Source organism: Nonomuraea sp. IBHARD001 (assembly GCF_056106265.1).
The window spans coordinates 4,287,637-4,300,938 of sequence record NZ_JBWBBW010000002.1; the positions used below are offsets into that span (position 1 = coordinate 4,287,637).

The following is a 13,302-nucleotide window of genomic DNA, read 5'->3' on the forward strand; positions in this document are numbered from 1 at the left end:
AGGAGCCCGCACATCACCCCTACTGCTCCTCACCCGAACCGGACGAAGACGAGGAGGACGACGAGGACGGCCGCAGCAGCGGATGCGTGCGCATCGCCACCTCCAGCTCGCCAGGCAGCTCGTCACGATAACGCCCGAGAGTCGCCAGATCGCTGTGACCCAGCACCCGGCGCACCGCATCCATGTCCACCGCATCGGCCAGCAGATGCGTCGCCGTCGTATGCCGCAACCCGTGCGGCGTGACCGAACGCCGCTGATCGGGCGCCACCCGCGCCTGCACCCGGTCGATCACCGCCTGCACGTCACCACGCGCCAGCCTGCGCCCACGCCACGACAACAGCAACGCCTTGTCGGGGGAGTCCCCGCGCCCCGAAGCCAGGAACACCTCCAGCGCACGCGCCACATCCGAAGGCAACGGCACATCACGCGTCTTGCCGCCCTTGCCGAAGATCCGCCAATACCGCACACCGTCGTTGGTGTAGAAATCCTCCACATTCGCCCGCACCAGCTCCGACACCCTCGGCCCCAGCGCCGCCAGCAGCAACACGATCAGCCCGTCACGCGACTCCGTGCGCTGATCACGCCGCGCCCGCCTGCCGTCACGCGCCTGCGGCACCCCCTCCACCGCCGCCGCAGCGCCCACCTCGGGCGCCTCCTGCAGGCCGCGCGCCGCCCCGATCAGCCCCTGGGCCTGCTCCCTGGTCAGCGCCCGCCGCTCGGGACGCAACCCGCCACGCTCCTTCGACATCACCGTCGCCGACGCCATCGGATTGAGCTGCACCCACCCCACCCGCGCCGCATGCTTGAACAACGCCGACACCGACCGCCGGAAACGCGCCTGCGACGACGGACTCTGCAACCCGCCCTCCGGCGCCGCACGCCGCCCGTCCGGCTTACGCGCGAACGCAAGCAGCACCGCGTCCACATCCTCACCCGTCAGGTCGTCCAGCACCCGATCAGGCCCGGCCAGCCTGGCGAACGTCGCCACGTCCCGCGCGTAGACCTCGGCCGTCGAAGGCGACAACGCCCCCGTCGTCGTGCGCGCCACCACCAGCTCCACATAACGATCGACCGCCCGCTCCACACTCAGCCGATCCAGCTCCGCAGGCCGCATGCGCCCCCTCACCCCACCCCACGACAGACCCGTGCACCCGACAGAGCACGCCCGACAGAGCACGACCGTAGCGACCGCCACCGACACTTTGCCCCACCCACCCGCCACACGTTGCCGAAACCGCAACAGCGTTTGTCAACCGGACACCCCCTGACCCACAGTGGAAGCACACCACACCCGCACACCCCGGAGGACACCCACCGTGAACGACACCTACGACGTCGCCGTCATCGGCGGGGGAGCAGCCGGACTCAGCGCCGCCCTCACCCTGTCCCGCGCCCGCCGCAGCGTCATCGTCATCGACGCCGGCCACCCCCGCAACGCACCCGCCGCCCACATGCACGGCTTCCTCACCCGCGACGGCACACCCCCCGCCGAACTCCTGGCCGCAGGCCGCAAGGAGATCGCACAGTACGGAGCACACCACCACGACGCCACCCTCACCCACGCCGCCCCCGCACCCGGCGGCGGCTTCACCCTCACCCTCGACGACGGCGCCACCCTCACCGCACGCCGCCTGCTGCTCACCACCGGCGTCACCGACGAACTGCCCGACATCGAAGGACTCGCCGACCACTGGGGCACCCACGTCCTGCAATGCCCCTACTGCCACGGCTGGGAAGCGGCCGACCAGCCCATCACCGTCATCGCCACCGGCGCCCACGGCGTGCACCAGGCCCTGACCTGGCGCCAATGGAGCAAGCACATCACCCTGCTCCTGCACACCGGCCCCCAGCCCACCCCCGAACAACGCCACCAGCTCGCCGCCCGCGCCATCACCGTCGTCGACGGCCGAGCACAAGCCGTCGAAAGCCGCGACGGCGCCGTCACCGCGGTGCGCCTCACCGACGGCCGCACCATCGCCTGCACCACCGTCGTCACCGCCTCCCGCATGAACGTCACCCCCGGCCCCCTCACCGGACTCGGCCTGCACCCCGTCGAACACACCATGAACGGCCACGTCACCGGCACCCACATCCCCGCCGACCCCACCGGCGCCACCACCACACCCGGCGTGTGGGCCGCGGGCAACATCACCTCACCCACCGACCAGGTCATCAACGCCGCAGCCGCCGCCACCCGCGCCGCAGCCGCCATCAACGCCGACCTCATCACCGAGGACACCGCCGCGGCCGCCGCAGCCCACGGCAGCGGCATAGGCAGCGACAGCGACGAGAGCTTCTGGGACGAGCGCTACTCCCAGAGCGAGCAGATCTGGAGCGGCGACCCCAACACCATGCTCGTCACCCAGACCTCGAACCTGACCCCCGGCACCGCACTCGACATCGGCTGCGGCGAAGGCGGCGACGCCATCTGGCTGGCCGCCCAGGGCTGGCACGTCACCGCCACCGACATCTCCACCGTCGCCCTGCGCCGCGCCGAGGCACACGCCCGCGCCGCAGGCGTCGCCGACCGCATCGACCTGCGCCACCACGACCTCGCCCACACCTTCCCCGAAGGCGCCTACGACCTCGTCAACGCCGCCTTCCTGCACGCCCCGCGCGACATGCCCCGCACCGCCATCCTGCGCCGCGCCGCCGCCGCCGTCGCACCCGGCGGCACCCTGCTGATCATCGGCCACTCCTCCTTCCCCTCCTGGGAGCACGGCCACCACCCCGAAACCCACTTCCCGACCCCCCAGGAAGTCCTCGACGACCTCGCCCTGCCCCCCGGCCAATGGCAGGTCGTCGCCTGCCAGGACTACGAACGCCACCAGCTCGACCCCCACGGCCACCCCTCCACCCGCCCCGACAACGTCCTGGCCGTACGGCGAGCAGACGCCTGAGGGGCTCCGGCTCTCCTCACAGGCCGCGCCGGACGCAGGCCATGGCCTCCTGGGCCTCCTGGGCCGCCTGGGCCGCCGGACCGGCGAGGCGGCGGCCCGGCCCTCGGGGCAACGTCTGCGCGCACCCACCCCAAACGTTTTGACAACAGGGGAGAGGCACGGGCATGCTCGAACCACACGAGACGAAACGGTCCGTCTCGCCACCCGAGCAGCACCCCACAAGGAGACCCCATGCCCGCCCACATCGCCATGGTCAGCATCCCAGCCCCGGGCCACGTCAACCCCAGCCTCGAAATCCTCCGCGAACTCACCCACCGAGGACACCGCGTCACCTACGCCAACGACCCCACCTACACACCCATCACCACCGCCATCGGCGCCGAACCCAAGCCATACCCCACCACCCTCCCCACCGGCGACGACGCCACCTGGCCCGACGACACCATCGGCCAGCTCGACCTCTTCCTCACCGACAACATCGCCATGACCCACCACCTGCGCGACCTCTACCAACACGACCGCCCCGACCTCTTCCTCTACGACATCGCCGCAGCCCCGGCCCGCATCCTCGCCACCCAATGGGACATCCCCACCGTCCAGCTCTCACCCACCTACGTCGCCTGGGACGGCTACGAAGACGACATGGCCCCCATGCTCACCCAACTCGCCTCCACCCCACACGGAGCCGACTACTACCGCCGGGCCGAGCAATGGCTGCACGACAACGACATCCACCACACCACACACGCCGCCTTCACCGGCCGCCCCGAACACTGCCTCGCCCTCATCCCACGCGCCCTGCAACCCAACGCCGACCGCGTCGACCCCCGCCACTACACCTTCACCGGCCCCTGCCTGGCCCCCCGCACCACCCAGCAACCCTGGCAACGCCCCGACACCACCGACAACATCCTGCTCATCTCACTCGGCTCCACCTTCACCAACCAGCCCGCCTTCTACCGCAACTGCATCACCGCATACGGCGACCTGCCCGGCTGGCACGTCATCCTGCAGACCGGCAAACACATCGACCCCACAGACCTCGGCCCCATCCCCGCCAACATCGAAACCCACCCCTGGGTACCCCAGCTGGCCATCCTCGAACACGCCGACGCCTTCATCACCCACGCCGGCATGGGCGGCTCCAGCGAAGGCCTCCACCACGGCGTCCCCATGATCGCCGTGCCCCAGGCCGTCGACCAGTACTCCAACGCCGACCACCTCACCGCACTCGGCGTCGCCACCCGCCTCGACACCGCCGACGCCACCCCCGAAGCCCTGCGCCAGGCCCTGCACCACCTCACCACCGACCCCGCCGTCGCCCAGGCCTGCGCCGACGCCCGCACCGCCGTACGCGCACACGGCGGCACCACCCACGCCGCCGACCTCATCGAAAGCCACCTGCGCTGAACCACCCACCGGGGGAGAGGTGTCAGATGTCGCGGAACGTCTCGATCTGCGCACCCACCGCGTTCAACCGCTCCGCCAGATCCTCATACCCCCGGTTGATCACATACACGTTGCGCAGCACCGACGTGCCCTCGGCCGCCATCATCGCCAGCAGCACCACCACCGCAGGCCGCAACGCCGGAGGACACATCATCTCCGCCGAACGCCACCGCGTCGGACCCTCCACCAGCACCCGATGCGGATCCAGCAGCTTCACCTGCGCACCCAGGCGCGTCAGCTCCGTCAGATAGATCGCCCGATTGTCATACACCCAGTCGTGAATCAGCGTCGACCCCTGCGCCGCCGCCGCGATCGCCGCGAAGAACGGCACATTGTCGATGTTCAGCCCGGGGAACGGCATCGGATGGATCTTGTCGATGGGGGAGCGCAGCTTCGACGGGCGCACCGTCAGATCCACCAGCCGCGTACGCCCGTTGGCCGCCGCGTACTCCGCCGTGCGGTCGTGATCCAGCCCCATCTCCTCCAGCACCGCCAGCTCGATCTCCAGGAACTCCACCGGCACCCGCCGGATCGTCAGCTCCGAAGAGGTCACCACCGCCGCCGCCAGCAGGCTCATCGCCTCCACCGGGTCCTCGGAGGGGGAGTAGTCCACATCACGCTCGATGTCGGGCACCCCGTGCACCGTCAGCGTCGTCGTCCCCACCCCCTCCACCCGCACGCCCAGCACCTCGAGGAAGAAGCACAGGTCCTGCACCATGTAGTTGGAGGAGGCGTTGCGGATCACCGTCACACCGTCGTGACGCGCCGCCGCCAGCAGCACGTTCTCCGTCACCGTGTCACCGCGCTCGGTCAGCACGATCGGCCGCGCGGGGGCCAGCGCCCGGTCCACCTGCGCGTGGTACGTGCCGCCCGTCGCGGTGATCTCCAGCCCGAAGTGCCGCAACGCCGACACGTGCGGCTGCACCGTGCGCGTGCCCAGATCGCACCCACCGGCGTAGGGGAGCAGGAAGCGGTCGCTGCGATGCATCAACGGCCCCAGGAACATGATCACACTGCGGGTACGGCGGGCCGCCTCGGTGTCCATCGCCTCCAGGTCCAGCTTGGCCGGGGGGACGATCTCCAGGTCGTTGCCGTCGTTGATCCAGCGCGCCCGCACGCCGATCGAGGCCAGCACCTCCAGGATGCGGTAGACCTCCTCGATGCGGGCGACCTTGCGCAGCGTGGTGCGCCCGGCGTTGAGCAGGCTCGCGCACAGCAGCGCCACGCAGGCGTTCTTGCTGGTCTTGACGTCGATGGCGCCCGACAGGCGGCGTCCGCCGACCACGCGCAGGTGCATGGGGCCCGAGTAGCCGAGCGAGACGATCTCGCTGTCGAGGGCCTCGCCGATGCGGGCGATCATCTCAAGGCTGATGTTCTGGTTGCCTTTTTCGATGCGGTTGACCGCGCTCTGGCTGGTGGTGAGAGCTTCGGCGAGCTGGGCCTGGGTCCATCCGCGGTGCTGACGTGCGTCACGGATGAGGCGGCCGATCCGGCCGAGGTAGTCGTCTGCCACAAGGGGAAAAGATATCTCAGATATGAGATGCGGCCGAGACTGCGGCGACGTGAGAGGCGTCTCATTCCGGCCCCTCGGCTATACCAAACAGAATTCACCTTCTGTCCGGTATAGCATGTTCTGTCCGTTTCAGAGCTTGCGGACCAGGCGGGCCGCGGCGCGGTGACTCATGCCGGTCTCGCCGCGTACCAGGAAGACCGCCTCCTGCAGCTGGCCGCCCGCCTTGAGCTCGCGGGCCCGCTCCAGCAGGTCGGGGGCGGCGATCAGGCTGTTGCGCGGGCGCCCCGCCAGCCGTACGAAGAAAAGGATCACCATGACGGCCGCGACGACCGCGACGGCGGTCAGGGCGACCAGCCCGGGGGTGGAGATCAGCGGCAGGGACATGGCGCGATCGTAACGTCACACGGCGTTGACGAACAGCTCGGCCGCCTGTTGATCCATCCCGGTTTCGCCGCGTACCAGGTGAACGGCCTGTTCATGGTGCCCGGCCGCCTTCAGGGCGCGCACCCTGGCGGCCAGGTCGCCCTGCGGCGGGGAGGGGAGGTGCGGGGGCGCGTAGGGGGTGGCGGCGAGGGCCTCGACGTAGTTCTTGGCCTCGCGCAGGCCCAGGCCGGTGCGCTCGCGTACCAGCTTGATCGCCGCGATCTTGTGGCCTCGGCGGACCAGCTCGCGGATGTGATCTTCGAGTTGGTCCGGTGTGAGCGGCCACTGCGGCAGGATCGGCGCGGGCTCCTTGTCGCGGCTGAGCCACAGGACGACGCCGGTGATCAGCACGCCGAGCGCGATGGCGAGCATGACGAGTCCGGTGAACCCGATTGACAGCATGGCGCGCATCGTAGAGCGTCTGCTGACGGGCCGTACAGGTCCTCGCTGGTTGCCTGATAATGAACATTATGTCAAGTAGACCGCTTCCGGGGCCACCGGAGGGGGTGGCGTGCGCTCTGACGGCAGCCTTGACGTAATGTCGAAATACCGACTGAGAATGTTTGGCGGCATTTAGGCTGCTTCCGGGATAGCGCACGGGAAAAGGAGTAAGCGTGGGGAACGACTCGATCTTGTGCCAGGCGTGTCAAGGTGTTCTGCCGGCGTCCGGGCGTGATGCGTACACGCCGTCGCGTGGGCGGCTGATCGTCTCCAACGGCTACTGCGACGGCAACTGCGCGCGTGCGCAGGCCGCCGCCGCGCACCAGCTGCCGCAGGCCCAGCCTGTGCAGCCGGTCCAGCCTCAGCATGTCCAGCACGCCGCGCACGCCCAGCACGCGCTGGCCGCGCCCGTGCACGCGCCGCAGGCTCACGTGCAGCAGCAGCAGGTCGATCCGCTGATGGCGTTGCGTGGCGGTGAGGCGCGGGTCTGACCTGCGGGTCTCTTCGGTGCGGGCCGCCCTCCCGCCTCCCTCTCCCCCGTCGCCGCCCGGCGGGGTGATCTTGGGTTGTGCTCCCCCGTGCCCGCTGCGGCGGGCGCGTCTTCAGTGGTGTCCTGGCGTGGTGTGCCAGTAGTCGCGTGTGTGTACGGCCAGGCCGCGGGGGTCGAAGCGGACGAACACGCATCCGGCGAGTGTGGTGGGTTCGCCGTTGTCGTGGGCGTGGACGCGGAATTCGACGGCCGCCTGGTCGCCGTCGACGATGGGTGTGGTGAAGGTGACGCGGGGGTCGCTCTCGGTGGCGAACGACCACGTGATGTAGTCGGCGATGGCCCCTCTCCCCCGGTGTGGCTGCCTGAAGGGCATGGAGTGGTGCACGGCGTCCTCGGCGTACAGGGCGGTGATGGCCTCGACGTCGTGGTGGGTCCAGCCGTGGCGCCAGGTGGCGGCGAAGTGTTCGGCGGCCGCCCTGGTGTTCGGGTGGAGGGCGTCGGGTGTGGTCGTGGGGTCGCCGGGTGTGGTCATGGGGTCATTGTGGCCGGTAAAACGGGTTGCGGTTGTGTCGGTGGGGTTGGCTAGGGTCTTGGTTCGTGTCTGAGCAATCTTTGATTCACGCCCGCGCTCTGGTGAAGCGGTTCGGGGACTTCACGGCGGTCGACGGCATCGATCTGGATGTGGAGCCGGGTGAGGCGTTCGGTTTTCTGGGGCCCAACGGTGCGGGCAAGTCCTCGACGATGCGGATGATCGCGTGTGTGTCGATGCGGTCGGCGGGTGAGCTGCGGATCCTGGGGCTGGATCCGGGGGTGGACGGGCCTGCGATCCGGGGCCGGTTGGGGGTGTGCCCGCAGCTGGACAATCTGGATCCCGACCTGACGGTGCGGGAGAACCTGACGACGTATGCGCGCTATTTCGGGTTGTCGCGGGCGCAGGCGTCGGCGAAGGCGGAGGAGTTGCTGGAGTTCGCGCAGTTGCGTGACAAGGCGGCCAGCAAGGTGGAGCCGTTGTCGGGCGGGATGAAGCGGCGGCTGACGATCGCGCGGGCGATGGTCAACGATCCGGAGCTGGTGTTGCTGGACGAGCCGACGACTGGGCTGGATCCGCAGGCGCGGCATCTGTTGTGGGAGCGGTTGTTCCGGTTGAAGCAGCAGGGCACGACGCTGGTGCTGACGACGCATTACATGGACGAGGCCGAGCAGTTGTGTGATCGGCTGGTGGTGATGGACGGCGGGCGGATCGTGGCGGAGGGGTCGCCGCGTGCGCTGATCGAGGCGTATTCGACGCCTGAGGTGGTGGAGTTGCGTTTTGGTGGGCTGGAGCTCGCCGGGGTGGTGGCGGGGCTTGAGGGGGTGGGGGTTCGGGTGGATGTGCTGCCTGATCGGATTCTGCTGTATGCCAAGGATGGTGACGGGGCGGTGTCGGAGGTGCATCGGCGGGGGCTCGCGCCGTCGAGTGTGCTGGTGCGGCGTTCTTCGCTTGAGGATGTGTTCCTGCATCTGACCGGCCGGACGTTGGTGGACTGATGGCGCATCCGACGTTGGCCGTGTTCGAGCGGCACATGGTGTTGTATCGGCGGTTGTGGCGGGCGTCGTTGTTCTCGTCGTTCGTGTTGCCGGTGTTGTTCCTGGCGAGCATCGGGCTGGGTGTGGGGGGTTACGTCGGTTCGGTGCAGGGTGTGCCGTACGTGGAGTGGATTGTTCCCGGGGTGCTGGCGTCGACGGCGTTCCAGATGGCGGTGGGTGAGTCGACGTATCCGGTGCTGGGGTCGTTCAAGTGGGATCGGTCGGCGCATGCGATGTATGCGACGCCGGTGTCGGTGTGGGACATGTTGCGGGGGTGGTTGCTGTATTTGGTGGTGCGGGTGGAGATTGCGGTCGCGGTGTTCCTGGTGATCGTGGCGGTGTTCGGGGTGGTGGGTTCGGTGTGGGCGCTGGCTGCGCCGTTGGTGGTGGGGTTGCTGGCGTTGTCGGTGGCGGCGCCGGTGACGGCGTTCGCGGCGTCGATCGATCACGACAGTTATTTCGCGTTGTTGTTCAGGTTTCTGGTGATTCCTTCGACGTTGTTCGCCGGGGTGTTCTTCCCGGTGGAGCAGTTGCCGGTGCTGGTGCGTCCGTTGGCGTATGTGTCGCCGTTGTGGCATGGGGTGGAGTTGTGCCGTGCGGCGTTGACGGGTGTGGGGCAGGTGGGGGCGGTGGCCGGTCATGTGGCGTATCTGGTGGCGTGCACGGCGGCCGGGGTGTGGTGGGGTGCGGTGGTGTTTCGCCGGAGGTTGCAGGACTAGCCGCTCGTGTGGCCCGTTGTCCCTGGTGTTCGTTCGAGTGTCGTGAGGATGGTTCGGCGATGGTGACGTTGATGCTGGTCGGGCGGGTGTCGGCTCGCCGGGTGGGTGCGGTGGTCAACCGTAATGTGGGGGCGTTGCGTAGTGGCGCCTCGTACTGGCTGGTGTTGGTGTCGGGGTTTTTCGAGCCTTTGTTGTATCTGTTGTCGATCGGGGTGGGGGTCGGCGCTTTGGTGGGGCGGATTCCGCTGGCCGATGGGCAGGTGGTGTCCTATGCGGTGTTCGTGGCTCCGGCGATGCTGGCGGCGTCGGCGATGAACGGGGCGCTGGCGGAGACGACGTTCAACTTCTTCTTCAAGATGAAGTACGCGCGGACGTTCGATGCGATTCTGGCGACGCCGGTGCGGCCGGTGGAGATCGCGCTGGGTGAGTTGTCGTGGGCGATGGCGCGCAGTTCGTTCTACACGGCGGTGTTCTTGGTGGTGATGGTGGTGCTGGGGCTGGCGGAGCCGGTGTGGGCGTTGCTGGCGTTTCCGGCGACGATGCTGGTGGGGGTGGCGTTCGGTGCGGTGGGGATGGCGGCGTCGACGTTGCTGCGGGGGTGGCAGGACTTCGATCTGATGACGGCGGTGCAGTTCTCGTTGTTCTTGTTCTCGGGGACGTTCTCGCCGGTGTCGGATTATCCGCCGGCGCTGGCGGTGGTGGTGCAGGCGACGCCGCTTTATCACGCGGTGGAGTTGGTGCGTGGGATCACGCTGGGGCAGGTGGAGTGGTCGTTGGTGGGGCATGTGGGGTATTTGGTGGTGATGGCGGTGGCGGGGTCGTGGTTCGCGGCTCGGCGGATCGAGCGGGTGTTGTGTAAGTAGGGGGCCTGTCTTCTTCGGTGGGGTGGGGTGCAGGGCAGGTGAAGGAGAGCGAGGTGTCGCGGGCGGTGGCGGCGGCCGCCGGTTTGGCTGCCGGGTATGGTCTGGGCGTCGATGAGGCCGCTGTGCTGCATCGGTCGAATCGGATCGTTGTGGTGCTGCGGCCCGGTGGTGTGCTGGCCCGGGTGGCGTCGCTTGGGGACCGTCTTGATGTCGAGGTGGAGGTCGCCCGGCGGCTGGCTGGGACCGGTAGTCCGGTGGCGGGGCTCGATCCGAGGGTCGAGCCTCGTGTTCATGTTCGTGACGGTTTCGCTGTCACCTTCTGGACCTACTACGAGCCGGTCGGTGTACCGGGGGTGCACTCCCCTGCTGTTTACGCTGAGGCGCTGGCTCGGCTGCATGCCGGTTTGCGGGGTGTGCGCCTGGGTGTGCCGCACTTCGGGGATCGTGTCGCCGATGCCTTGCGGGTGGTGGAGGATCCTGCCGTGAGTCCGGGGCTCGGTGCGGCGGAGCGCTCCCTGTTGGGTGGCACCCTTCGCGGGATGAGTCGTGCGATCTCGGGGCGTGGTGCGCGGCAGCAGATTCTGTATGGTGAGCCGCACCCCGGGAATCTGCTGGCCACTGCGCAGGGGCCGTTGTTCGTCGATCTGGAGACCGTTTGTCGCGGGCCTGTGGAGTTCGATCTGGCGCATGCGCCGGAGGGTGTCGCCGCGTACTATCCGGGGGTCGATGCGGGGTTGCTCGACGATTGCCGGATTCTGGGTCTCGCTCTTGCGGTCTGCTGGCGCTGGGATCGTGGTGATCGGCTTCCCGATGGGCGCAGGAGGGGGCGGGAGTGGCTCGCCGAGATGCGGGCCGCGCTCGATCGGCGGGGGGATGGGGCCGGTGGCGAGCGTTGAGCGGCGTGTCTCTCGTCGGTTGCTTTCCTGTTTCTTGGGTGCCGGTTCGGCGCTGGGGGTTGGCTTGTTTCGCTCCCCCGTTGGCGATCCCGCTCAACCGGTGCCCCCTCCCCTGGTGTCAGGTCGTAGGCGCGGGTGGGTAGGGCTCGGTGCTGGTGACGTGGGAGGTGGGCAGCGGGCCGTACAGGTGGGGGAAGGGTTCGGGGGCGCCTGGTGGGGTTTCGAGGCGGACGTCGAGGCCGGTGGGGTCGATGTGGAGGATGAGGAGGGGGTCGGTGACGGTGTGGTAGTAGCGCTGGGCGACGCCGTGGAGTTGGGCGAGGGTGGAGCAGCAGTGGATGTAGCCCTCCTGCTGCAGGGTGCGGCCGAGGGTGGAGGTGGTGTACTCCCCCGTGTGCTGGGCCTGGCGCCAGTCGTCGGCGAGGGCGAGGTGCAGGATCATGTGAGGGCCTCCAGGGCGCGGTCGACGTCGTCGGTGGTGGTGTAGAGGTGGAAGCTGGCGCGGATGCGGCCGTTGCGGGTGGCGGTGCGGATTCCGGCGTCGGTGAGGCGTTGGAGGGTGCGGTGGTGGTCGGGGGTTTCGATGGTGGTGATGGCGCTGTCGCCGGGTGGCAGGCCGAGGCCGGTGCGCAGGCGGTTGGCCAGGGTGGTGTTGTGGGTGTGGATGGCGGGGATGCCGATCTGGTTGAGCAGTTCGATGGCGGGTGCGGCGCCGACGTAGGCGAACCAGGCGGGTGACAGGTCGTAGGCGCGGGCGTCGGGCGCCAGGCGCAGGGGCGGGCCGTAGGAGGCGTCGGTGGTGGTGGAGTACCAGTTGGCGGCGATGGGTGTCATGCGTTCGCGCAGGCGGGGTGAGAGGTAGCCGAAGGCGGCGCCGCGTGGGGCCATGAGCCATTTGTAGGCGGAGCAGGCGAGGGCGTCGATGCCGTGGGTGGTGACGGGCAGCCAGCCGCAGGCTTGGGTGGCGTCGGCGATGACGAGGGTGTCGTGGGTGCGGGCGGCGGTGATGATGTCGTGCAGGGGGGCGAGTTCGCCGGTGGATGATTGCACGAGGCTGAAGGCGACGGCGGTGGTGTGGGGGCCGATGGCGTCGGCGAGGTGTGCTGGTGGTGCGGTGTCGAGGTGGGCGGTGACGGCCCAGGGGAAGAGGTTGCTGGTGAATTCGATGTCGGGGGTGAGGACGCGGCTGCCGGGTGGCAGGGCGGTGGCGACGGCGGACATGATCTGGGAGGTGGTGGAGGAGATGGTGATGTCGGCGGGTGGTGCGTCGATGAGGTGGGCGAAGGCGGTGCGGGCGCGGTGGGTGGAGTGGTCCCAGGGGGTCCAGTCGGTGTGGCCGTGGCGCCAGTCGGTGAGGGCGTGTTGCAGGGCGGTGTAGGCGGGTGTGGGGGGCAGGCCGTAGCTGGCGGTGTTGAGCCATCCGGGCCGGGCCTGCCACAGGTGCTGGGTGTCGGTGATGTTCACCGGGGTGTGGTGTTCCATTCTTCGGCGAGCATGGCGTAGACGGCTTCGTCGGTCCATTCGCCTTTGATGTATTCGTTCTGGATGAAGTGGGCTTCGTGTCGCATGCCGAGGCGTTGCAGGAGGCGGGCGCTTGCGGTGTTGCGGGCGTCGAGGCGGCCGATGACGCGGTGCAGGCGCAGGTCGTCGAAGGCGAGGGCGAGGATGGGGCGCATGGCTTCGGTGGCGTAGCCGTGTCCGTGGTGTGCGGGGTGGAAGACGTAGCCGATTTCGCCGCTGTGGTGGGTGGCGCTGGTCCAGATGAGGGTGCAGTCGCCGATGAGTTCGCCGGTGGTGGTGAGGGTGGCGGCGATGGAGAGGATGTCGCCTTCGTGGGTGAGGGTGGTGCGCTGGGTTTTGAGGGTGAGGGCTTCGCGGGTGGCGTCGAGGTCTCGGGGGTCCCAGTAGAGGTATCTGGCGACTTCGGGCAGGTGCTGGAAGGCGTGCAGGGCGTGCAGGTCGTCGGGGGTGAAGGCGCGCAGGGTGAGGCGTGGTGTGGTGATGGGGTATCCGGGCTTGAGCACGGGCGCACTATAGGCGGG

Annotated in this window: 15 protein-coding genes; 7 read left to right on the forward strand and 8 right to left on the reverse strand. The window is 68.9% G+C overall.

What is annotated here, in order from left to right; all coding sequences use genetic code 11:
- Nucleotides 1-19 precede the first annotated feature (19 nt).
- Complete coding sequence (locus tag ACTWNK_RS21585; protein WP_474306231.1) at nucleotides 20-1,114, reverse strand: tyrosine-type recombinase/integrase; 1,095 nt, start codon at nucleotides 1,112-1,114, stop codon at nucleotides 20-22.
- A 202-nt stretch (nucleotides 1,115-1,316) separates the two neighbouring features.
- Here ACTWNK_RS21585 and ACTWNK_RS21590 point away from each other — a divergent pair, with 202 nt between their 5' ends.
- Both ACTWNK_RS21590 and ACTWNK_RS21595 read left to right on the forward strand, forming a co-directional pair.
- The gene (locus ACTWNK_RS21590; protein WP_474306233.1) at nucleotides 1,317-2,900 is read left to right on the forward strand and encodes an FAD-dependent oxidoreductase; all 1,584 of its coding nucleotides are present in this window, start codon (nucleotides 1,317-1,319) and stop codon (nucleotides 2,898-2,900) included.
- Between the two features lie 231 nt (nucleotides 2,901-3,131).
- A complete protein-coding gene (locus ACTWNK_RS21595; RefSeq protein ID WP_474306235.1) occupies nucleotides 3,132-4,310 on the forward strand; it encodes a macrolide family glycosyltransferase in 1,179 nt (392 codons plus the stop codon).
- 22 nt (nucleotides 4,311-4,332) lie between these two features.
- Here ACTWNK_RS21595 and ACTWNK_RS21600 read toward each other — a convergent pair whose 3' ends face one another.
- The 3 genes from ACTWNK_RS21600 to ACTWNK_RS21610 form a co-directional block, all read right to left on the reverse strand.
- Nucleotides 4,333-5,862 (reverse strand): UDP-N-acetylglucosamine 1-carboxyvinyltransferase, encoded by a 1,530-nt coding sequence (locus ACTWNK_RS21600; protein WP_474306237.1) that lies wholly within the window; start codon nucleotides 5,860-5,862, stop codon nucleotides 4,333-4,335.
- Nucleotides 5,863-5,991: 129 nt separating this feature from the next.
- Complete coding sequence (locus ACTWNK_RS21605) at nucleotides 5,992-6,246, reverse strand: hypothetical protein (RefSeq protein WP_474306239.1); 255 nt, start codon at nucleotides 6,244-6,246, stop codon at nucleotides 5,992-5,994.
- A gap of 15 nt (nucleotides 6,247-6,261) precedes the next feature.
- Nucleotides 6,262-6,687: a ribosomal protein L7/L12 gene (locus ACTWNK_RS21610; RefSeq protein WP_474306241.1), complete on the reverse strand. Its 426-nt coding sequence runs from the start codon at nucleotides 6,685-6,687 to the stop codon at nucleotides 6,262-6,264.
- 212 nt (nucleotides 6,688-6,899) lie between these two features.
- Here ACTWNK_RS21610 and ACTWNK_RS21615 point away from each other — a divergent pair, with 212 nt between their 5' ends.
- A complete protein-coding gene (locus ACTWNK_RS21615) occupies nucleotides 6,900-7,217 on the forward strand; it encodes a hypothetical protein (RefSeq protein ID WP_474306243.1) in 318 nt (105 codons plus the stop codon).
- A gap of 111 nt (nucleotides 7,218-7,328) precedes the next feature.
- Here the strand turns inward: ACTWNK_RS21615 and ACTWNK_RS21620 are convergent, their stop codons facing one another.
- Nucleotides 7,329-7,748 (reverse strand): nuclear transport factor 2 family protein, encoded by a 420-nt coding sequence (locus ACTWNK_RS21620; RefSeq protein ID WP_474306245.1) that lies wholly within the window; start codon nucleotides 7,746-7,748, stop codon nucleotides 7,329-7,331.
- Between the two features lie 65 nt (nucleotides 7,749-7,813).
- On the opposite strand from ACTWNK_RS21620, the gene ACTWNK_RS21625 reads away from it, so the two are divergent.
- From ACTWNK_RS21625 to ACTWNK_RS21640, 4 genes are read left to right on the forward strand one after another with little or no spacing between them, the layout of a single operon-like run.
- Complete coding sequence (locus tag ACTWNK_RS21625; RefSeq protein WP_474306247.1) at nucleotides 7,814-8,743, forward strand: ABC transporter ATP-binding protein; 930 nt, start codon at nucleotides 7,814-7,816, stop codon at nucleotides 8,741-8,743.
- Nucleotides 8,743-9,501, forward strand: a complete 759-nt coding sequence (locus tag ACTWNK_RS21630; RefSeq protein ID WP_474306249.1) for an ABC transporter permease — start codon at nucleotides 8,743-8,745, stop codon at nucleotides 9,499-9,501. Before ACTWNK_RS21625 ends, ACTWNK_RS21630 begins: the two co-directional genes overlap by 1 nt.
- A gap of 59 nt (nucleotides 9,502-9,560) precedes the next feature.
- Nucleotides 9,561-10,364: an ABC transporter permease gene (locus ACTWNK_RS21635; RefSeq protein ID WP_474306251.1), complete on the forward strand. Its 804-nt coding sequence runs from the start codon at nucleotides 9,561-9,563 to the stop codon at nucleotides 10,362-10,364.
- 38 nt (nucleotides 10,365-10,402) lie between these two features.
- Nucleotides 10,403-11,260 carry a phosphotransferase gene (locus tag ACTWNK_RS21640; protein WP_474306253.1) on the forward strand — a complete coding sequence of 286 codons (858 nt, stop codon included), beginning with the start codon at nucleotides 10,403-10,405 and terminating at the stop codon, nucleotides 11,258-11,260.
- A gap of 118 nt (nucleotides 11,261-11,378) precedes the next feature.
- On the opposite strand, the gene ACTWNK_RS21645 is transcribed toward ACTWNK_RS21640, so the two are convergent.
- The 3 genes from ACTWNK_RS21645 to ACTWNK_RS21655 are packed head-to-tail and all read right to left on the reverse strand — an operon-like array spanning nucleotide 11,379 to nucleotide 13,284.
- The gene (locus ACTWNK_RS21645; RefSeq protein WP_474306255.1) at nucleotides 11,379-11,702 is read right to left on the reverse strand and encodes a DUF952 domain-containing protein; all 324 of its coding nucleotides are present in this window, start codon (nucleotides 11,700-11,702) and stop codon (nucleotides 11,379-11,381) included.
- Nucleotides 11,699-12,724: an aminotransferase class V-fold PLP-dependent enzyme gene (locus tag ACTWNK_RS21650; RefSeq protein ID WP_474306257.1), complete on the reverse strand. Its 1,026-nt coding sequence runs from the start codon at nucleotides 12,722-12,724 to the stop codon at nucleotides 11,699-11,701. Before ACTWNK_RS21650 ends, ACTWNK_RS21645 begins: the two co-directional genes overlap by 4 nt.
- Nucleotides 12,721-13,284, reverse strand: a complete 564-nt coding sequence (locus ACTWNK_RS21655; RefSeq protein ID WP_474306259.1) for a GNAT family N-acetyltransferase — start codon at nucleotides 13,282-13,284, stop codon at nucleotides 12,721-12,723. The genes ACTWNK_RS21650 and ACTWNK_RS21655 overlap by 4 nt, the downstream gene beginning before the upstream one ends.
- Nucleotides 13,285-13,302: the final 18 nt, after the last annotated feature.

Coding starts and splice junctions, on each gene's coding strand:
- ACTWNK_RS21585 (WP_474306231.1), bottom strand. CDS start 1,114: ATGCGGCCTGCGGAGCTGGATCGGCTGAGTGTGGAGCGGGCGGTCGAT.
- ACTWNK_RS21595 (WP_474306235.1), top strand. CDS start 3,132: ATGCCCGCCCACATCGCCATGGTCAGCATCCCAGCCCCGGGCCACGTC.
- ACTWNK_RS21605 (WP_474306239.1), bottom strand. CDS start 6,246: ATGTCCCTGCCGCTGATCTCCACCCCCGGGCTGGTCGCCCTGACCGCC.
- ACTWNK_RS21610 (WP_474306241.1), bottom strand. CDS start 6,687: ATGCTGTCAATCGGGTTCACCGGACTCGTCATGCTCGCCATCGCGCTC.
- ACTWNK_RS21620 (WP_474306245.1), bottom strand. CDS start 7,748: ATGACCACACCCGGCGACCCCACGACCACACCCGACGCCCTCCACCCG.
- ACTWNK_RS21630 (WP_474306249.1), top strand. CDS start 8,743: ATGGCGCATCCGACGTTGGCCGTGTTCGAGCGGCACATGGTGTTGTAT.
- ACTWNK_RS21635 (WP_474306251.1), top strand. CDS start 9,561: ATGGTGACGTTGATGCTGGTCGGGCGGGTGTCGGCTCGCCGGGTGGGT.
- ACTWNK_RS21645 (WP_474306255.1), bottom strand. CDS start 11,702: ATGATCCTGCACCTCGCCCTCGCCGACGACTGGCGCCAGGCCCAGCAC.